Origin of the sequence: uncultured Photobacterium sp., assembly GCF_947039875.1 — a bacterium.
Lineage (GTDB): Bacteria > Pseudomonadota > Gammaproteobacteria > Enterobacterales > Vibrionaceae > Photobacterium.
Map to the genome: position 1 here is coordinate 1 of NZ_CAMRAN010000031.1, position 20,709 is coordinate 20,709.

The following is a 20,709-nucleotide window of genomic DNA, read 5'->3' on the forward strand; positions in this document are numbered from 1 at the left end:
TGAGGTCACGCCTAGTTCCTTGAAGATCGGGAACCTCGTGTGTCGCTCCAATTTAAATCTGTGCAATGTACACTAGTTCAGCTGGTTATGCGTAATATTGCCAAGGTTGAGGTCACGCCTAGTTCCTTGAAGATCGGGAACCTCGTGTGTCGCTCCAAATTGATATTCATGGCTACGGCGGTGAGTAAAAATAGTTGTCACCAAACTTTAATGGTGAAAAAATCGGACGCGGGGTGGAGCAGCTTGGTAGCTCGTCGGGCTCATAACCCGAAGGTCGTTGGTTCAAATCCGGCCCCCGCAACCAATTCTCTTTTTAAAGAGATGTGATGCGACACTAGCTCAGCTGGTAGAGCGCAACCTTGCCAAGGTTGAGGTCACGAGTTCGAACCTCGTGTGTCGCTCCAATTTAAATCTTCGCAATGTACACTAGTTCAGCTGGTTGTGCGCAATATTGCCAAGGTTGAGGTCACGCCTAGTTCCTTGAAGATCGGGAACCTCGTGTGTCGCTCCAATTTAGTTATCATCGGACTTATCGGTGAACTACTACTGTGAAGTATTAGTCTTAATGTGGTATTCCTGAGGTATTCGATTACCGATATCATCAGTGTACTGCTTCAAGTGTTTCTAGTTTAGCTATGAAGCCCACTTAGAGGCAATCAGCTTCGATTACATCATCTGTTATTGATCATGCAACCTAACGGTTGTTTTTTCATCTTAGCTATTTGCAAAGATGTTTGTAATATCAATATCGTCATATATGACAAACGCTCTTTTCTTAGCACTGATTAAATTGTACTTACCGCCATACACATTATGGTTTATTTTGTGTTTTTTCCGAAACAGAAGATGTGATAAGTTATTATTTTAGTAAGTTTTTTAAATTTATTGCACCGTTAGATCACAGTTAAATTAACAGAGTTATCCACATAACAATATCTGTGGGTAAGTTGGTTGATTAGATGTGATAGGTAGGTGTGAATAACTTTAGGAAGAGTGATCTTCGTGAAATTATACGCTTTATTAAGTAAGAATAACTAACAGGGTAACTCTTTGTTTTTTATTTTTAATTTCTCATTTATATACAATTTGTACACAGTTCATTTAATCCTTCCTTTGGCGGGATAACCATCTTGATTATGTTATCCACTCCCTGTGTTTAATCTTTCTTTTTACTACCTATTTTGACGTCATTTAAAAAGTTTTCCACATATACCCAGAGTACCTAGAGTGTTATGCGTCTCGAGGTAAGCCTTTTTCTATAATTCGTACTAAACGCTTAGTGGCATTAGGTAGAACCTCAATAACCCTCTGTTGACGTTTTTGTTGTTGCTGTTCTAAAGCCCATCCAATATGAACATCAACCAGTGGATGCTCTCCTTGACGGGCGATTAATGCATCGATGATCTCGGCTTGATACGGCGCGTTACCTAATGCAATGGTAATATTTCGTAACCACTGAGTATGGCCAATACGGCGAATGGCTGAGCCTTCTGTATTTTTTAAGAACGTTGCTTCATTCCATTGATAGAGTGTGACGAGATCTTGCTGAAATAATACATCACGGCAGTGATAGTCCGTTTCTGTTGTTATTTCACCGTTACGGCTAAAAGGGCAGACTAATTGACAGTCATCACAACCATAAATTCTATTACCCATTGCTGCTCGATATTGCTCTGGAATAATACCTTCAAATTCAATTGTGAGATAAGAAATACAACGTCGTGCATCAACGACGCCAGCCTCAATAATGGCACCTGTTGGGCAACTAGTCATACAAGCCACACATTTACCACATTGATTGCTTACTGGCTCATCTATGGGTAAGGGGAGATCAATTAACAGCTCTCCTAAAAAGAACCATGAGCCTGATTGGTCGTTAAGAATGAGTGAGTGTTTCCCCGTCCAGCCTAATCCCGATTTTTCAGCAAGTGGGCGTTCCAATACTGGAGCCGAATCAACAAATGGTCGACAGCCAAATTCACCCACAACACTTTCAATACGTTGGCCTAATTGTTTGAGGCGATTTCGAATTAATTTATGATAATCACGCCCAAGCGAATAACGACTAATATAGGCTTTTGTTGGTTGTTTTAAGGTTTGAGCAAACCCTGCTTGTGGTGGTAAGTAATTCATACGAACACTGATGACACATACCGTTCCTGGAAGTAATTCTTGAGGACGAGCTCGCATCATTCCGTGGCGCGCCATCCAATCCATATCACCATGGTAACCAGCATCAAGCCATCGCTGTAGCTGTGCTTCGTGCTGTGTTAAATCGATATCACAGATCCCGACTGCCTGAAAGCCAAGTTCTTGCCCCCAAATTTTAATTTGCAGTGCGAGTTGTTGATAATCGATACTCATAGCGTCAGTCTTATAGCCAGTAAAAATCAGGGAACGGATTCTAGCACATTATTATTTTAGAATAGCCATTAGTAGCAATAATGATAGGGATAACTCCGTAGTTGCTATGGTTAGCTCAGTCACAAGCTGACATGCTGTTGTCAATGGCTGGAATAATAGCTGAGATAATAATGACAGAATATAAAGCTGCACCACTGCTGAATATGTGGATGACACAAATTGAATGCTGTTACTTTATTGCGGTAAAATTAAAATAGTCATTTTTCGAGGCAGATCATAATCTCGTGCACTATATCTCTCGATATATCGAGGTTTTGATTTATCGTAAAGCAGCAGATTTATGTGCGCAAAGCAGCGAGCGTGGTATGCTGGCTACTGATCTTTTTCCGTTTATTCGTCAATTAGTCAATCCAAGATAAAATATAATGCAAACATTTGAAACTTCTCTTGCTGATGAGCAGGCAACGGTAGATTTTGGCCTTAAATTGGCTAAAGCCTGCACGCAACAAACAACAATATACCTTCATGGTGATTTAGGTGCAGGTAAAACGACATTTAGTCGTGGTTTTATTCGTGCGTTGGGCCATCATGGTAATGTGAAAAGTCCGACTTATACATTGGTTGAACCATATGATCTTGCGCCTTGGCAGGTTTATCATTTTGACTTATATCGTCTTGCTGATCCTGAAGAATTAGAATTTATGGGGATCCGTGATTATTTTACTAAAGATGCTATTTGTTTAGTGGAATGGCCAGAAAAAGGAGTTGGAATGCTACCAGATGCTGACCTAGAGTTACAATTACGCTATCACGGCGAACAAAGAACAGTATTAGTGACGTCGAATACGGATTATGGTTCAACGTTAATCAACCACTTAAAATTAGGCTAATTAGAATGGCGTTACGGACGTATGCAAATCTTCTAATTTTGGGAGTGGGATTAGTTAGTTCTACCGCGTTTGCAAATGAACTAAAAGGAGTACGCGTGTGGCCTGCTCCGGATGAAACACGTGTGGTATTAGATATGCAAAGCAAAGCGGATTATTCGCAGTTTATGCTATCGAACCCATCACGATTAGTGATTGATTTAAATAAGACATCACTGAAAACAAAGTTACCTATAACTGTTGCTAAGAGTGAAATTTTAAAGACAGTTCGCAGCAGTAATGCGCCAGAAAAAGGCGTTACACGATTAGTGTTTGAGCTTAAACGTACCACTAAACCTAAAATTTTCTCACTTTCACCAACGCCCGATGGTAGTTATGGTTATCGATTAGTGATGGATTTACCGAATGGTTCAGGTGCAGGTGCTGCAGATAAAGAAGAGCGAGCGGAAGAAAAGGCCACAAAAAATAACTTGGCTAAGTTGCCATCAGGTACGGCTGATATTGTGGTAGCGGTTGATGCTGGTCATGGCGGTGATGACCCTGGTTCTGTTGGTCCGACGCATAAATATGAGAAAAATGTTACTTTAGCTGTAGCGAAAAAATTAGCGGCAAAAATTAATGCGACAACGGGGATGCGCGCAGTCATGACCCGTCGTGGTGATTATTATGTTGGATTAGGTAAACGTTCAGAGATAGCTCGTAAAAATAAAGCGTTACTGTTAGTTTCTATCCACGCAGATGGCTTTAGTTCACCTAAGCCTCGTGGTGCATCGGTGTGGGTATTAAATACCCGTCGTGCAAATACTGAGATTGGTCGCTGGTTAGAGCAAAGTGAGAAGCAATCAGAGCTACTGGGTGGTGGTGATGTGTTATCCAGTAACCCAAAAGATAAATATTTAGGTCGTGCGGTGCTTGATCTGCAATTTAGTTATTCGCAGAAAGAAGGCTACGATGTTGCTAAGCGTGTATTGTCGAATTTACGTCATATTGCACGTTTACATAAAACAGTACCGCAATATGCAAGTCTGGCAGTACTAAAATCACCAGATATTCCATCATTATTGGTTGAAACTGGTTTTATTACTAACCCAATTGAAGAACGCCAACTAACGTCTAATACTCATCAAAATCAACTGGCGACTGCGGTTTATAAAGGTATTTTACAATACTTCACTGCACATCCACCGGAAGGTACTTTATTTGCTTCGCGCTTAAATGCAGGTGGCATGAAGCATACAGTGACATCGGGGCAAACATTGAGTGGTATTGCGACTAAATATGGTTCATCGATGGCAGCGATTAGATCAGCTAATCATCTGAAATCAAATTCTGTTAATGTCGGTCAAATATTGCTCATTCCAGGACGTGGCATCAAGACTGCGACAACTGTAAAAAAAAATACGGTTAAAAATATATCATCAACGCGGGTGATCTGGCATACGGTAAATCGAGGTGAATATTTAGGTCAGATTGCTACTCATTATGGTACGACAATGGGCAGTATTCGTAAGCTTAATCACTTAAAATCTGACAATGTGATGCGAGGCCAGAAACTAAAGATAGCGGTGCCAGCGACTAAAACAGTTCGTCACCGTGTTGCTCGTGGTGAGTTTTTAAGTAAAATTGCAGAAAGATATGGGGTATCAGTTGGCACTATTCGTAATGCGAATAAGCTACGTTCTGATAAACTAGCAGTAGGACAGACACTAATCATTCCAAGAAGTTAATTATGCCGATTCAGATTTTACCCGCTCGGCTGGCTAACCAGATTGCTGCGGGTGAAGTTGTTGAACGCCCCGCATCTGTAGTCAAAGAGCTTGTTGAAAATAGTATAGATGCCGGCGCCACTCGAATTGATATTGATATCGAAAAAGGTGGTAGCCGGTTAATTCGTATTCGTGATAATGGCAAAGGCATTGTTAAAGATGAACTTGGCTTAGCTCTAAGCCGTCACGCCACCTCAAAAATATCCTCACTGGATGATCTTGAAGCCATTGTAAGTTTAGGTTTTCGTGGTGAAGCACTTGCCAGTATCAGCTCAGTATCACGCTTAACCTTAACTTCCCGTACCGAAGATCAAACTGAAGCATGGTCAGCCTATGCTGAAGGTCGTGATATGGAGGTTCAATTAAAACCAGCGGCTCATCCCGTTGGTACAACATTGGAAGTATTAGATCTATTTTTTAATACGCCAGCGCGACGTAAGTTTTTACGGACAGAAAAAACAGAATTTACTCATATTGATGAGCTGATTAAACGTATTGCTTTAAGCCGCTTTGATGTCGCCATTACATTGCGCCATAACGGTAAATTGGTACGTCAATATCGTATTGCTGATAATATATTACAGCAAGAACGTCGCTTGGCTGTTGCCTGTGGACCGGCTTTTTTACAACATGCATTAGTGGTTGAATTGGCACATGGCGATTTGAAGCTATCAGGTTGGGTTTGTAGTCCGCAAGGCGCGCGCAGCCAAAATGATATTCAATATTGCTACGTTAATGGTCGCATGATGAAAGATAAATTAATCAATCATGCAATTCGACAAGCGTATGAGTCGAGTTTACGATCGGAGCAATATGCTGCTTATGTGTTGTATATTGAAGTTGATCCGCATCAAGTTGATGTTAATGTTCATCCAGCTAAACATGAAGTACGTTTCCATCAAGCGCGCTTAGTGCATGATTTTATTTATCAAACCTTACAAAGTGCATTACAGCAAGCCGTAGATGTTGATGATATTCATCAGTATCAGGCTCCTGTAAGAGCCAGTGCGCATGCGCATCCTGACGTAACCTCAATACCGATTGATCGCGTTTCTCAAACCATTGCTGCAATGCCTGATTATCCCAACAAAGCGGGCTCTGACAGTTGGTTGACGACTCAACCTTCAACGACTACGGCATCGCTATCAACGTCCGATATTGATACTAATGTAGCGCCTATTTCTGCGCCTAAAAAAACTTTATTAGAAAATTCAGTTAGTAAAGATACTCAACAAAGCTATAGTCAAAAGAGTAGTTCAACATTATCACCACCATCAACCACCGCTAAGCGTCAACAGGGTACGTCTGATCATGCTCCTTCTCGTCATTATGGTGGGCCAGGGCCAACGGCGGCAGAAGTTAACGCTTATCAACGGTTGATAACACCGGATAATTCAGATGCTACGCCGTTAATATCGACGCGAGGTGCAGAATGTGAAGCATCGACTCAAATAGCTGAACCGCGACGTGAATGGATAACACCGAGTCAACCTATGGCAATAAAGCCAAGTAAGCGTTCTCATACTAATGAGGCCGGACTGGGAAAAGCATTAGCGGTAGTTGATGAGCAATTTCTATTGTTAAGCCAGCACCATCAGATAGTGTTATTAAAATTACCGGTTGCAGAGCACTTGCGTTATGTTGGCCAGTTGCAATTAGCAAAAACGGAAGGTTTAAAACCCCAGCCATTACTCATTCCATTAGCGGTACCTGTCGAGCCTGAATTAATGCAGTATGCAGAGCTACATGGACAACTACTTAAACAATTAGGGATCCAACTAAAGGCCAAAGGGCGTGATAGCATCATTATTTTGTCGGTTTGTATGCCTCTAAGGCAACAAAACTTACAACAGTTAATCCCAAATTTGTTAACCTATCTTCATGCCGCGAGTGATGATCCTGATGCTCAAGGATGGGATAACCTTTTATTCTGGCTCGCTAAGCAATGTTATATGGCAGTAACAAACTACACTTTGGCACAAGCGATTCAGTTAATTACAGAATTAGAGCAGCTATGGGGAGATCAATTAATGACATTTAATGCACAACTTGTTCGACCTGTTGATATGCAAGCAGCGATAGAAGCATTTAAGTAATTTATGACTAAGCTACAAGTTATGACTAAGCCACAACCTCAAGCGATTTTTTTGATGGGCCCGACAGCGTCAGGCAAAACAGATTTAGCGATTCGGTTACGAGAACAGCTCCCTGTTGAGTTGATAAGTGTCGACTCTGCCCTTATTTATAAGGGAATGGATATTGGCACTGCGAAACCAGATGCGCATGAATTGGCTCTAGCACCGCATCGTTTAATAGATATTCGTGATCCAGCGCAAAGTTATTCCGCTGCAGACTTTCGTTCGGATGCACTAAAAGAAATGGCTGATATAGTGTCTGCGGGGCGGATTCCTTTGTTAGTCGGTGGTACTATGTTGTACTACAAGGCATTATTAGAAGGTTTGTCACCATTACCTGCGGCAGATAATGCTGTTCGCGCTGGTATAGAACAAGATGCTGAAGCTCGAGGTTGGCAAGCACTGCATGATGAATTAGTGCAAATTGATCCTGTTGCCGGTGCTCGGATCCATCCTAATGATCCGCAGCGATTATCTCGTGCATTGGAAGTTTTTCGAATCTCAGGTAAGACACTTACCGAGTTAACTAAAACTCAAGGTGAATCGTTACCTTATAAGGTTCACCAATTTGCAATTACGCCCACGGATAGGGCTGTACTGCATCATCGAATTGAGCTTCGGTTCAAAAAAATGATCGAAGCAGGGTTTGAGCAAGAAGTACGAGCATTATATGACCGTGGTGATCTTCACCTTGAACTTCCTTCTATACGCTGCGTTGGTTATCGACAGATGTGGGAATATTTGGACGGGAAACATGACATAGATGAAGCGGTTTTCCGTGGTATCTGTGCTACTCGTCAATTGGCAAAGCGTCAAATCACTTGGCTTCGTGGCTGGAAAGATTTGACTTGGTTGGATAGTAGTGATGTTGATAGCGCGTTACAAACCGTCACAAACTCAGTTAGATGTGATGTTTAATTAACGTGTATACTCTGAACTGCTTTGCGTATTTTTAGTTTTTGTTCGTTGCTAAATACAACTACAAACAAATAAGGAAAAGAAATAATGGCTAAGGGGCAATCTCTGCAAGACCCGTTTTTGAATGCGCTGCGTCGTGAAAGAATTCCGGTCTCTATTTACCTGGTAAACGGTATCAAACTACAAGGCCAAATCGAATCGTTTGATCAATTTGTCATTCTACTTAAAAACACCGTAAACCAGATGGTTTATAAGCATGCTATTTCTACTGTAGTACCTGCCCGTCCGGTGAATCATCACCACACGGGTGATCGTCCAGAAAAAACAGAAGAGTAAAGTTATTTTCAAATAAGGAGCTGATTACTTGTTTGACCGTTATGAAGCTGGTGAACAAGCTATTCTTGTTCATATTAATTTCACCCAAGATGAGGAATGGGAAGATCTTAGCGAATTTGAAATGCTAGTGTCTTCCGCCGGGGTTAATGCACTGCACGTGGTTACGGGCAGTCGTAAAACGCCGCTTCCTAAATATTATGTTGGTGAAGGTAAAGCACAAGAAATAGCTGATGCCGTAAGTGCTGTTGATGCAGATATTATTATTTTCAATCATGCATTGTCACCTGCACAAGAACGAAACTTAGAGCTGCTTTGTCAATGTCGCGTGATTGATCGTACCGGGTTAATTCTCGATATCTTCGCTCAACGAGCACGTACCCATGAGGGTAAGTTGCAAGTTGAATTGGCACAATTACGTCATATATCAACCCGATTAATTCGTGGTTGGACTCACCTTGAGCGACAAAAAGGTGGTATTGGCCTTCGCGGGCCAGGTGAAACTCAGTTAGAAACCGATCGACGTTTATTACGTGAACGTATTAAAACTATTTTGCGTCGTTTAGATAAAGTCGCTAAACAGCGTGATCAGGGACGTCGAGCGAGAAACCGAGCAGAAATCCCAACGGTGTCATTAGTTGGGTATACCAATGCGGGTAAATCAACATTATTCAATCGTATTACTGATGCTGGGGTATATGCGGCCGATCAGCTGTTTGCTACCTTGGATCCAACATTACGTAAGATTGAAGTTGCAGATGTCGGTATAGCGATACTTGCAGATACTGTTGGTTTTATTCGACATTTACCCCACGATTTAGTGGCTGCGTTTAAAGCAACATTAAAAGAAACGCAAGAAGCAGATTTATTGCTTCATGTGGTTGATGCCAGTGATGATCGCTTTCGTGAAAACATTGAGGCGGTAGATACCGTTCTTGATGAAATCGATGCCGGCGACGTTCCTGTTTTACTGGTTATGAATAAAATTGATAACTTGGATAATGCACAGCCACGAATTGAGCGTGACGAAGAGGGGTTACCTCGACGAGTTTGGGTATCAGCCATGGAAGGGCAAGGCATTGACTTGTTATTCCAAGCCTTAACAGAACGCCTTGCAGGAACGATGATAAAACACAGCTTGCGTTTACCGCCTGAGATGATTGGACGATTACGCAGTAAGTTTTATCAGATGGGATGTATTGTACAAGAAGAGTATGAATCAGATGGCTGTTTAATGATTGATATTCGCTTACCGATGGCAGAATGGTCGCGGTTACAAAAAAGAGAAAGTACTTCGTTAGATGACTACATCGTTGCTTAATGGATTGCTGAGTAATAAAAACTGTCGTCATATCACATTGATGGAGTTCTATAATGGCGTGGAATGAGCCTGGTAACAACGGCGGCCGTGATGATAAAGACCCTTGGGGTAATAAGAATCATGGTGGACGTGAACAAGGACCACCGGATCTGGATGAAGTTTTCTCAAAACTGAGTCGTAAGGTTGGTGGTGTGTTTGGTAGTAAAAAAGGACCAACAGGCAGCGGTAGCGCTGTGGGTTTGGGTGCTGTTGCAGTTTTAGCTGTGGCTGTATGGGGATTTTCGGGCTTTTATACTATAAGTGAAGCAGAACAAGGTGTTGTGCTGCGCTTTGGTAAGTTTGATCAAATCGTCAAGCCGGGTTTGAACTGGAAGCCGACTTTTATTGATGAAGTCATCCCAGTTAATGTACAAGCAATTCGTTCGCTACGAGCTTCTGGCTTAATGCTAACCAAAGACGAAAATGTACTGAAAGTTGAGATGGATGTTCAATACCGTGTTGATAACGCTGAGAAATATTTATTTAGTGTTACCAATGCTGATGATAGTTTGCGTCAAGCAACAGATTCTGCACTGCGTGCGGTTATCGGTGATTCAACCATGGATCAAGCGTTAACAACAGGCCGTCAGACTATTCGTGCGAACACTCAAACAGCAATCGATAAAATTATTACAAAATATGACATGGGTATCCGTGTTGTGGACGTTAACTTCCAAAGTGCGCGTCCACCTGAAGCAGTAAAAGATGCTTTTGATGATGCTATTGCGGCACGTGAAGATGAAGAACGTTATGTTCGTGAAGCAGAAGCTTACAGTAATGACATTTTGCCAAAAGCAACCGGTCGAGCTGAGCGTCTGAAGAATGAAGCTGAAGGTTACTCTGAACGTGTTATTAATGGTGCGTTAGGTGATGTTGCACAGTTTGATAAGCTGTTGCCAGAATATGAAGCGGCGAAGAAAGTAACCCGTGACCGTTTGTATCTTGATACGATGGAACGTGTATACAGCAATACCAGCAAGGTGTTAATTGATACTAAGTCTGGTGGTAATAACGTGATGTATTTACCGCTAGAGAAATTAATGGATCAATCAAGTAACCAAGCGAAAAAGCCAGTAGATTCTGGCCGATTAAGTGGTATTGAATTGGAAAAAGTGGAAACACCAACGCCCGTTGCCCCAGCACCACGTGCTGACACTGGCCGTCAAGGGAGATATTAATTATGCGTAAGTTAATCATCCCAGTAGTTGTAATTTTTATTGCACTATTATTGATGTCTATGTTTGTTGTGAAAGAGGGCGAGCGTGGTATCGTGGTGCGTTTTGGTCGTATTCTAAAAGATAACAATACCGAAATTGCACGTATTTACGAGCCAGGTTTACACTTTAAAGTACCCGTGTTTGACCGTGTGCATGATCTTGATGCACGTATTCAAACCATGGACGACCAAGCCGATCGTTTCCTAACCGCTGAGAAAAAAGACGTTATCATTGATACTTACGTAAAGTGGCGTATTAAAGATTACGGTAAATATTACTTAGCAACTGGCGGTGGTAACACATCAACAGCGGAATCATTGTTAAAGCGTAAAGTTGTTGATAGCTTACGTGCCGAAATTGGTGCGAAAGAGATCAAACAAATCGTGTCTGGAGAAGACAGCATTTCAACACCATCGATACCGTCTGATATTGCACAAACTAAAGCGGCGAAAGCTGCTCTAGCGGTAATTGAAGGTGTGGTTCCGGTGAAGAAAGTTGAAGGCCAACGTGATCAAATCATGGCTGATGTACTTGAAGAAACGCGTGAAAGTGCGAAAGACTTAGGTATTGAAGTAGTTGATTTCCGTATTAAGAAAATCAACTTACCTGATGAAATCAGTGAGTCTATCTACCGCCGTATGCGTGCTGAGCGTGAGTCAGTGGCACGTAGCTACCGTTCTCAAGGCCGTCAACGTGCTGAAGAGCTTCGTGCTCGTTCAGAACTTGAAGTGGCAACAGTTTTGGCTGATGCAAAGCGTAAAGCACAAGTTGTACGCGGTGACGCAGATGCAAAAGCAGCTGAGATTTATGCGAAAGCGTATAATCAAGATCCTGAGTTCTACAGCTTCTGGCGTTCTTTGAAGGCGTATGAAAATAGCTTTAGTTCGAAAAATGACATTCTTGTTGTTGATCCGAATAATGAGTTCTTTAAATACATGAACCATTCAGAGCTATCAGCAAAGTAAGCTCGCTTTCATAACAGCGCAATCGTTATAATAAAAGACAAGGCCTTCGCCTTGTCTTTTTTTTTGGATGAAATATATGATGAATACCGTTCTGTTAGCTATTGGTTTAGTGTTAGTTGTTGAAGGGTTAGGACCATTACTCGCTCCTCAAGGATGGCGTAATATGGTTAGTCAATTAAGCCAACAAGACGATAATACATTGCGTCGCATAGGTGGATGTTTGGTGGTGGCTGGTAGTGTTATTGCCTATATGATGTATTTGAAAATGTAGATAAACAGCCATGAATAAGAGATAAAACTCGTCATAGATGAAATGTATTAAGCCAAAAATGACTGCAAGCGGGCGGTTAAGGTGCTAGAATCCTTTTTTAACTACGATAGATGAAGAAAGATGGCAAATAATGTAGTCGTTCTTGGCACCCAATGGGGTGACGAAGGTAAAGGTAAGATTGTTGACCTGCTGACCGAAGATGCAAAATATGTAGTTCGCTACCAAGGCGGACATAATGCCGGTCACACCCTAGTTATTGACGGTGAGAAAACTGTTCTTCACCTGATCCCATCAGGTATCCTACGTGACAATGTTAAATGCATCATCGGTAATGGTGTTGTACTTTCTCCTGATGCACTAATGAATGAGATGGGCCCACTAGAAGCACGTGGTATTCCTGTGCGTGAGCGTCTGTTTCTGTCAGAAGCTTGTCCACTAATTCTTCCTTATCATATTGCTCTTGACCAAGCTCGCGAAGCGGCTCGTGGAAAAAAAGCAATTGGTACAACAGGTCGTGGTATCGGTCCTGCTTATGAAGATAAAGTTGCTCGTCGCGGTCTTCGCGTTGGTGATTTATTCGATAAAGCGGCTTTTGCTGAAAAGCTAAAAGAAGTAATGGCATACCATAACTTCCAGCTTGAGAACTACTACCATGCTGAACCTGTAAGTTACGAAGAAGTTTTAGAAAAAGTACTTTCTCAAGCTGATCTATTAACATCAATGGTTATCGACGTAACTAAAGAACTTGATGATGCGCGCCTACGTGGCGACAAGATCATGTTTGAAGGTGCGCAAGGTACATTGCTTGATATCGATCACGGTACTTACCCATACGTAACGTCTTCTAACACAACGGCTGGTGGTGTTGCTGCAGGTTCTGGTTTTGGTCCTCGTCACTTAGGTTACATCCTAGGTATCGCGAAAGCATACTGTACACGTGTTGGTGCAGGTCCTTTCCCGACTGAACTATATGATGGTCTAGAAAAGCAAGATCCTATCGGTAAACACCTAGGTACTGTTGGCCATGAGTTTGGTGCAACAACAGGTCGCCTACGTCGTACTGGTTGGTTCGATGCTGTCGCTATGCGTCGTGCGGTACAAATCAACTCTATCTCTGGTTTCTGTCTAACTAAATTAGACGTACTAGATGGTCTAGAAGAACTGAAAATCTGTACTGGTTACAAAACTAAGTCTGGCGAACTTCTAGAAGTTTCTCCAATGGCGGCTGATGCGTACGAAGATCTAGAGCTAATCTACGAAACAATGCCTGGCTGGAGCGAAACAACATTTGGTGCTAAGACTCTGGATGCGCTTCCACAAGCTGCACTTGATTACATCGCACGTATTGAAGAGCTAACAGGTGTGCCAATTGATATTATTTCAACTGGCCCTGATCGTAACGAAACGATCGTTAAAGTACATCCATACGGTGAATAATCACTGGCGATGACTTTAAGCAAAAAAACCAGCCTTCGAGCTGGTTTTTTTATCGCTAAAATCTGAGGCTGTGGCTATCTGTCATGATTAAAGTTTCGTTTTACCTTGCCGATAGAGAACTATTCGACGTGTGAGGAATGGAAATGAAACACTTACTGATGATGGTTGCTCTTGGGTTAGCAACTCCGGCTTATGCCCTTGCTGTCGTGGGTGATGCGGTGCCGATTTACACTGAAGATCAACTTAGCGTATGGTTTACAACCAACCAGCATTTGCGCCAAGTAAAGGCTGATGATTGTCAGTTAGTGCAAGACATTCAAGCCCGTGCGGAAAAAACGGAATCACCGACCTATCAATTTCTTTATGGCGATATGTTAGCGTGGGGCGTGTGTGTGCCAAAAGATGTTGAACAAGGTGTGTATTATATGCGTGCTGCTGCTCAACAAGGCGTGCCTGTTGCGTTAGAACAATTAGGGCGTTATTACGCTCAAGGTGTTATTTTGCAACAAGATAAACAGCGCGCTATTCCTTATTTACGTGAAGCTGCTGCGCTTGGGAATATTCGTGCCCGCATTCAATTAGCCCAATTATTGATTGCTGATAATGGCAGCCCGTTAGATTTTGAAGATGCGTACCGATGGTTATATCAAACTGTGACCACCGATAAATACCAGTATCAACAATTACGCCGATTACGGCACCAACTAGAACAAAAGATGCCCGCTAATATTATTGCGCGCGCTAAACGACGTTCATCTTTCTGGTAGTCATGGGGATAGATTTCAATAAAAACAGCACCTTATTAGGTGCTGTTTTTAATTAAGGCGCTGTAATTATGCGGACGGTAATTGAAAATATTACAGTACTTTATGCGGCCCAAAACATTCATAGTGAATGCGATCGCTAGTTACACCTAGTTCAATTAACTGTTTAGCGATAAATTGCATAAAGCCAACTGGGCCACAGCAATAAAAATGCATTTCAGGATCTGAAATTTGAGTAGCAATTTTATCAAGCTCGATCAAGCCTTGGTAATCATAATCATCTGCTTGACGATCGTCACTCGTTGGCGCGTTGTACCATGTTAATGCCGCGATGTGAGAATGTTGATTAGCCAGCGCTTTTACATGATCTTTATAAGCATGTTGTTGACCATTTTCGGTTGCATGTAACCAATTCACCGCCGCTTGATGCTGGGTCAGTGTTTCAAGCATGGCTAGCATTGGCGTTAAGCCCACACCCGCAGAAATTAAACTAACGGGAGTTTGTGGATTAACATTTAAGAAAAAATCACCAGCGGGAGCCACGAGGTTAATTTTGTCACCAACATTAATTTTATCGTGAAGGTAGTTAGAAACCGTTCCTTGTGCTTCGCGTTTTACTGAAATACGGTAATGATTGCTATTAGGTGCTGACGATAAGCTGTATTGACGAATTTCTTGGTTTGCTAATTCTTGTGCATTGATATAAATGCCAAGATATTGTCCTGGCTTGTAAGTCGCGACTTGACCGCCATCTGTGGGCGCAAAAGTAAAGCTGGTGATCAACTTACTGTTAGGTTGCTTACTTGTTACTACAAATTCACGCGTGCCACGCCAGCCACCAACTTTATCATCGCTTTCTTGATAGATTTCTTGTTCACGGTTAATAAATACATTAGCTAATACACCGTAAGCCTCTCCCCATGCGTCTAATACTTCTTGGCCGGGGGCTAATAATTCATCAATAGTGGCTAATAGATGATGACCTACAATCTGATATTGATCGGCGGTAATTAAAAAACTGGTATGTTTTTGAGCGATTTTTTCGACGGCAGGTAAGAGTACTGCTAAGTTATCAATATTATTAGCATAAGCACAGATAGCGTTAAATAATGCTTGCTGTTGGCTTGATGGAGTGTTTTTATCTGGACCTTGTTGATGGCTCATATTAAAAACATCTTTAAGTTCAGGGTTATGTTGAAACATACGCTGATAAAAATGTTGGGTGACAACAGGACCTGCAGCGGCAATCACAGGTGCGGTCGATTTTACGATATCAATGGTTTTTTGAGTGAGCATGACTTTCTCTTTTGTAAGTTGTATTTATAATATATGTTATAAGTTGTATCTGATCTGTATCTTTTAGTCAAGAACAAGATTAAAATAACAACAGGAGGAGTGAATGTGCAGTTAACCAGTTTTACCGATTATGGCCTACGAGCCTTGATATACCTTGCCAGCTTACCTGAGGGTGAGTTAACAAGTATCACAAAAGTAACCGACACTTATGGCGTGTCGCGTAACCATATGGTCAAAATTATTAATAAATTGGGCCAATTAGGTTATGTAGAAACCGTACGCGGAAAAAATGGTGGTATTCGGTTAGGAATGCCTGTGGGAAATATTGTATTAGGGCATGTAGTAAGGGCGATTGAACCGTTACAAATCGTCAATTGTGCACCTGATTTTTGTAATATTACTCCGGCATGTCAGCTAAAGGGGATCCTTGCTGATGCGCGTAATGCTTTTTTAAATGAGCTAGATAAGTACACATTATTGACTTTGGTAGATAATAATCCACCATTGCGTGTCTTATTGGGATTGCCTACAGAACACTAAGATCATCCAATGATAATGGTCTAGCATCATACTACTCTCTATATATTTAAGTGGAATAGGTATTTATTGCCTGTTCCCATCTGTTCACCTAAGAGCTGGGTATACTTAAAGTATGGCTGGCCAACAGGAACTGTTTATGTCTAAAGGTACTACCGATTTACCGGTTGATCCTTTTCGCGAACGCGAAGCATCTAATTACGAAAATCCTATTCCAAGCCGTGAATTACTACTTGATGTAATTCGTGGTTTTAGTACACCCGTTAGTCGCGACCAGTTATTTACTGCGTTAAAACTTGAAGGTGATGAACACTATGAAGGCCTACGTCGTCGCTTACGTGCGATGGAACGTGATGGTCAATTAATTTTCACGCGTCGTCAGTGCTATGCATTGCCTGAACGTTTAGATTTAATTAAAGGGTACGTTATTGGCCACCGTGATGGTTTTGGCTTCTTACGTCCAGAAGGTACTTACAGTAAAGATACTGATTTATTGTTACCTGCTCATCAAATGCGCAGTGTGATCCACGGTGATTACATTTTGGCACAAGCCGAAGGTGAAGATAAACGTGGCCGTCGTGAAGGCCGTGTGGTACGAGTATTAACCGAATCACCAAACCAAATTGTCGGCCGTTTCTTCCTTGAAGATGGCATGGGCTATGTCGTACCTGATGATTCTCGTATTGCGCAAGATATCATTATTCCACAAGACGTTCGCCAAGGTGCCCGTATGGGTAATGTGGTGGTGGTTGAGATTAATCAGCGTGCCACTCGTCAACATAATGCGGTCGGCCGTATTGTTGAAGTACTGGGTGAGAACATGGCACCGGGTATGGAGATCGAAATCGCCCTGCGTACTCATGATATTCCTCATGTGTGGCCATCAGAAGTTGATAACCAAATAAAGCATCTTACTGAGGAAGTGCCAGAAGAAGCGAAACTTGGTCGTGTCGATTTACGTCAATTACCCTTGGTAACTATCGATGGTGAAGACGCACGTGACTTTGATGACGCGGTGCACTGTCAGCGTAATCCTGACGGTGGCTGGCGTTTATGGGTCGCTATTGCCGATGTAAGTTATTACGTGCGTTCAAAATCAGCATTAGATAACGAAGCCCTAAAACGTGGTAACTCGGTTTACTTCCCTGCTCAAGTTATTCCAATGCTGCCAGAAGTGCTCTCAAATGGTCTCTGTTCACTTAACCCGCAAGTTGATCGCTTGTGTATGGTGTGTGAGATGACCGTTTCTGAAGGCGGTAAGCTTACTGGCTATAAGCACTACGAAGCGGTGATGAATTCACATGCGCGTTTAACTTACACTAAAGTAAGTAACATGCTGGAAGGTGACGAAGAATTACGTCAACGTTACGCGCCTTTAGTACCGTATCTTGAAGAACTTTACAGCATGTTTAAAGCGCTGAAAGTGGCGCGTGAAGCGCGTGGTGCGATTGAATTTGAAACCGTTGAAACTAAGTTTGTCTTCAATGCTGATCGTAAGATCGAGAACATCGTACCGCTAGTGCGCAATGAAGCACATAAAATCATCGAAGAATGTATGATTTTAGCCAATATCGCTTCAGCACAATTTGTTGAAAGTGCCAAAGAGCCTGCGCTATACCGTGTTCACGACACTCCAGGTGAAGAACGTTTACAAGGTTTCCGTGATTTCTTGGGCGAGCTAAGCCTAGAGTTAGGCGGTGGTTTAGAGCCAAGCCCGAAAGATTACGCAGCATTAGCGAATTTAATTCAAGATCGTAATGATCGTGAATTAATTCAAACTATGCTATTACGTTCAATGAAACAAGCGATCTATCAAGCAGATAATATTGGTCACTTTGGTTTAGCCCTAAGCCAATATGCTCACTTTACTTCGCCGATTCGTCGTTATCCTGACTTAACCTTGCACCGTGCCATTAAATTCTTAATTGCTAAGCAAGCAGGCAATACTAACAACGATACGCCAACCGGTGGTCATCATTATTCATTTGATGAAATTGATGTGATTGGTGAGCAGTGTTCTACCACTGAACGTCGTGCTGATGACGCTACTCGTGATGTGTCTGATTGGCTCAAGTGTGAGTATATGCAAGATCACCTTGGCGATGAGTTTGAAGGTGTGATTGCTAATGTTACTGGGTTTGGTTTCTTTGTCCGTCTTAATGAACTTAATATTGATGGCTTAGTGCATATCTCAAACCTAGCTAACGACTACTACCAGTTTGATCCTGTGGGTCAACGTTTAGTAGGCGATAGCTCAGGCGTTATTTATCGTTTAGGTGATACGGTTCAGGTCAAAGTGGCGGCTATTAACTTAAATGATCGTCAATTAGATTTTGATATTGTTGGCGCTGAGCGTAAACAACGTGGTGCGGGTAAAACTGCCAAAGGGCGTGAGAAAAAGCAACGCATGCGCAAAGCTGAAGGCCTTAAACGTCAGGGAATGGCTGCATTTAAAGTTGAAAATGGCGAAGCGGTAGCCGATGAATCACGTTCTAAAAATAAACGTGAGCGTTCTTCTGTACGCAAAAAGTTAAAAGAAGGCGCGATTCCAGCTGCTGATGCTAAAGATGCTAAAAAGAAAAAGCCAAGAAATAAAAAACCACGTAAGTTAACGGATGAAAAGCCGCTGACTGATCCAAAAAAGAAACCTAAAGTTCGCAAGAAGAAAAAGCAACGTGCGGGTAAATCTGAACGTGCAGCAAAGAAGAGTTAATCCATGAGTAATGATATGATTTTTGGCATCCATGCCGTTAAAGCCGTGCTTGCATCTGATCCGGTACGTTTTATTGAAGTATTCGTACTTAAAGGACGTGAAGATGATCGTTTACTGCCGTTAATTACTGAGTTGCAAGACTTAGGTATTACGATTCAAGAGGCTGGCCGTAAAGCATTAGACGACAAAGTTGATGGTGCTTCTCATCAAGGTATTATTGCGCGTGTACGTCCGGGTAAGCAATATAACGAAAACAACCTTGAAGACTTATTAGCAACCAAAGAAAATCCGTTACTGCTGATTTTAGATGGTGTGACAGATCCGCATAACCTTGGTGCGTGTTTGCGTAACGCAGATGCTGCTGGTGCTGTGGCTGTGATTGTGCCCAAAGATCGCTCGGCACAGTTAAATGCGACCGCAAGTAAAGTGGCTTGTGGTGCGGCTGAAATTATGCCGTTAGTACGTGTCACTAACCTTGCTCGTACTATGCGTGCGCTACAAGATAAAGGTGTATGGATTGTGGGTACAGCAGGTGAAGCGACTCATGATATTTACCACAGTAAACTTACTGGGCCATTGGCGATTGTGATGGGTGCTGAAGGTGAAGGTATGCGTCGTTTAACGCGTGAAACCTGTGATGATTTGATTAAGATTCCAATGGCAGGATCAGTATCGAGTTTGAACGTATCTGTAGCGACAGGTATCTGTTTATTTGAAGCAGTACGTCAACGCGGATAATGCGTGATTAAGCGCCAATAACTGCATAATTATTTAAACCCATCCAGCACTTACTGGATGGGTTTTTTATTATGGGTTGGTATGAAAAATGAGCATTAAACAAGGCTGTTACTAAGCAATAGACGTGATCTGCTGAGGTTAGGGTTCATTTCATTGAAAAACGGCGAGTGGTGATAAAATAAGCTTGCCTAGATTGATCATTCTCTGTACTATCCGTCATCCAAATTCTCGGTTCTTTTTTTTAGTTCCTTGCTTCCCCAGGATAACCGAGCCGACAAGGGAAGCTGAATAATCCGTAAGGAGCAACCTATGCGTCATTACGAAATCGTATTCATGGTGCACCCTGATCAAAGCGAGCAAGTTGCTGGCATGATCGAGCGTTACACTGCTGCTATCAAAGATTCTGGTGGTCAAATTCACCGTCTAGAAGATTGGGGTCGCCGTCAAATGGCTTACCCAATTAACAAATTGCACAAAGCACATTACGTTCTTATGAACGTAGAAGCTAAGCAAGATGTTGTTGACGAGCTTGAGTCAAACTTCCGCTTCAACGACGCAGTGATCCGTAACATGATCATGCGTACTAAACACGCTGTTACTGAGCCATCTCCTATGATGAAGGCTAAAGAAGAGCGTTTTACTAAGCGTGAAGATCGTGCTGAAGCACAATCTGAAGGCGAAGCAGCTGCTGAGTAATTTGTCTTAATGACTAATCGTCTGGTGTTGACTGGCACTATTGCTAAGCATCCCAAACGAAGCCAATCCCCAGCAGGCATACCTCATTGTCACTTTGTGCTTGAGCATCGCTCTGTGCAGCGGGAAGCTGATTTACCACGCCAAATATATTGTTATATTAACGTGGTAATCAGTGGTAAAGGTCAACAAGTACTCACTCAAGATTTAGTTGTCGGAAGCAATATTAAGGTGGAGGGATTTATCTCTTACCAAACCGGCCGTAATGGTATCGGGAAATTAGTTTTGCATGCCGATCACATTGACTTAATTTAG

At 42.2% G+C, this 20,709-nt stretch carries 18 protein-coding genes and 2 tRNA genes; 18 read left to right on the top strand and 2 right to left on the bottom strand.

What is annotated here, in order from left to right; genetic code table 11:
* Nucleotides 1-227 precede the first annotated feature (227 nt).
* Together Q0V26_RS11725 and Q0V26_RS11730 are read left to right on the top strand one after the other, a co-directional pair.
* A tRNA-Met gene (locus Q0V26_RS11725) sits at nt 228-304 on the top strand.
* A gap of 24 nt (nt 305-328) precedes the next feature.
* Nucleotides 329-404 (top strand) — tRNA-Gly (locus tag Q0V26_RS11730).
* Between the two features lie 826 nt (nt 405-1,230).
* On the opposite strand, the gene queG is transcribed toward Q0V26_RS11730, so the two are convergent.
* Nucleotides 1,231-2,364 carry a tRNA epoxyqueuosine(34) reductase QueG gene (gene queG, locus Q0V26_RS11735; RefSeq protein ID WP_297481846.1) on the bottom strand — a complete coding sequence of 378 codons (1,134 nt, stop codon included), beginning with the start codon at nt 2,362-2,364 and terminating at the stop codon, nt 1,231-1,233.
* A 425-nt stretch (nt 2,365-2,789) separates the two neighbouring features.
* Between queG and tsaE the strand changes: the two genes are divergently transcribed.
* The 11 genes from tsaE to Q0V26_RS11790 all read left to right on the top strand — a co-directional run bounded on the left by tsaE (nt 2,790) and on the right by Q0V26_RS11790 (nt 14,420).
* Nucleotides 2,790-3,254 carry a tRNA (adenosine(37)-N6)-threonylcarbamoyltransferase complex ATPase subunit type 1 TsaE gene (gene tsaE, locus Q0V26_RS11740; protein WP_297481847.1) on the top strand — a complete coding sequence of 155 codons (465 nt, stop codon included), beginning with the start codon at nt 2,790-2,792 and terminating at the stop codon, nt 3,252-3,254.
* 5 nt (nt 3,255-3,259) lie between these two features.
* Nucleotides 3,260-4,978, top strand: a complete 1,719-nt coding sequence (locus Q0V26_RS11745; protein ID WP_297481848.1) for an N-acetylmuramoyl-L-alanine amidase — start codon at nt 3,260-3,262, stop codon at nt 4,976-4,978.
* A 2-nt stretch (nt 4,979-4,980) separates the two neighbouring features.
* Nucleotides 4,981-7,113, top strand: a complete 2,133-nt coding sequence (gene mutL / locus Q0V26_RS11750) for a DNA mismatch repair endonuclease MutL (protein WP_297481849.1) — start codon at nt 4,981-4,983, stop codon at nt 7,111-7,113.
* 21 nt (nt 7,114-7,134) lie between these two features.
* Nucleotides 7,135-8,070, top strand: a complete 936-nt coding sequence (gene miaA / locus Q0V26_RS11755; RefSeq protein ID WP_297481882.1) for a tRNA (adenosine(37)-N6)-dimethylallyltransferase MiaA — start codon at nt 7,135-7,137, stop codon at nt 8,068-8,070.
* A gap of 87 nt (nt 8,071-8,157) precedes the next feature.
* The gene (gene hfq / locus Q0V26_RS11760) at nt 8,158-8,406 is read left to right on the top strand and encodes an RNA chaperone Hfq (RefSeq protein WP_297481850.1); all 249 of its coding nucleotides are present in this window, start codon (nt 8,158-8,160) and stop codon (nt 8,404-8,406) included.
* A gap of 28 nt (nt 8,407-8,434) precedes the next feature.
* Nucleotides 8,435-9,724, top strand: coding sequence for a ribosome rescue GTPase HflX (gene hflX / locus Q0V26_RS11765; protein WP_297481851.1), 1,290 nt, complete (start codon nt 8,435-8,437; stop codon nt 9,722-9,724).
* 53 nt (nt 9,725-9,777) lie between these two features.
* On the top strand, nt 9,778-10,941 hold the full coding sequence (hflK, locus tag Q0V26_RS11770) for an FtsH protease activity modulator HflK (protein WP_297481852.1): 1,164 nt from the start codon (nt 9,778-9,780) through the stop codon (nt 10,939-10,941).
* A 2-nt stretch (nt 10,942-10,943) separates the two neighbouring features.
* The gene (gene hflC, locus Q0V26_RS11775; RefSeq protein WP_297481853.1) at nt 10,944-11,945 is read left to right on the top strand and encodes a protease modulator HflC; all 1,002 of its coding nucleotides are present in this window, start codon (nt 10,944-10,946) and stop codon (nt 11,943-11,945) included.
* A 76-nt stretch (nt 11,946-12,021) separates the two neighbouring features.
* Complete coding sequence (locus Q0V26_RS11780) at nt 12,022-12,216, top strand: DUF2065 domain-containing protein (protein ID WP_297481854.1); 195 nt, start codon at nt 12,022-12,024, stop codon at nt 12,214-12,216.
* Nucleotides 12,217-12,336: 120 nt separating this feature from the next.
* A complete protein-coding gene (locus Q0V26_RS11785) occupies nt 12,337-13,653 on the top strand; it encodes an adenylosuccinate synthase (protein WP_080158663.1) in 1,317 nt (438 codons plus the stop codon).
* A gap of 137 nt (nt 13,654-13,790) precedes the next feature.
* Nucleotides 13,791-14,420, top strand: coding sequence for a flagellar protein MotX (locus Q0V26_RS11790; RefSeq protein WP_297481855.1), 630 nt, complete (start codon nt 13,791-13,793; stop codon nt 14,418-14,420).
* 90 nt (nt 14,421-14,510) lie between these two features.
* On the opposite strand, the gene hmpA is transcribed toward Q0V26_RS11790, so the two are convergent.
* A complete protein-coding gene (hmpA, locus tag Q0V26_RS11795; RefSeq protein ID WP_297481856.1) occupies nt 14,511-15,713 on the bottom strand; it encodes an NO-inducible flavohemoprotein in 1,203 nt (400 codons plus the stop codon).
* A 105-nt stretch (nt 15,714-15,818) separates the two neighbouring features.
* Between hmpA and nsrR the strand changes: the two genes are divergently transcribed.
* The 5 genes from nsrR to priB all read left to right on the top strand — a co-directional run bounded on the left by nsrR (nt 15,819) and on the right by priB (nt 20,709).
* Nucleotides 15,819-16,253 (top strand): nitric oxide-sensing transcriptional repressor NsrR, encoded by a 435-nt coding sequence (nsrR, locus tag Q0V26_RS11800; protein ID WP_297481857.1) that lies wholly within the window; start codon nt 15,819-15,821, stop codon nt 16,251-16,253.
* Nucleotides 16,254-16,389: 136 nt separating this feature from the next.
* On the top strand, nt 16,390-18,963 hold the full coding sequence (rnr, locus tag Q0V26_RS11805; protein ID WP_297481858.1) for a ribonuclease R: 2,574 nt from the start codon (nt 16,390-16,392) through the stop codon (nt 18,961-18,963).
* Between the two features lie 3 nt (nt 18,964-18,966).
* Complete coding sequence (gene rlmB, locus Q0V26_RS11810) at nt 18,967-19,701, top strand: 23S rRNA (guanosine(2251)-2'-O)-methyltransferase RlmB (RefSeq protein ID WP_080158658.1); 735 nt, start codon at nt 18,967-18,969, stop codon at nt 19,699-19,701.
* A 309-nt stretch (nt 19,702-20,010) separates the two neighbouring features.
* Nucleotides 20,011-20,397, top strand: a complete 387-nt coding sequence (gene rpsF / locus Q0V26_RS11815; RefSeq protein WP_045038396.1) for a 30S ribosomal protein S6 — start codon at nt 20,011-20,013, stop codon at nt 20,395-20,397.
* Between the two features lie 9 nt (nt 20,398-20,406).
* Complete coding sequence (gene priB / locus Q0V26_RS11820) at nt 20,407-20,709, top strand: primosomal replication protein N (RefSeq protein ID WP_036788812.1); 303 nt, start codon at nt 20,407-20,409, stop codon at nt 20,707-20,709.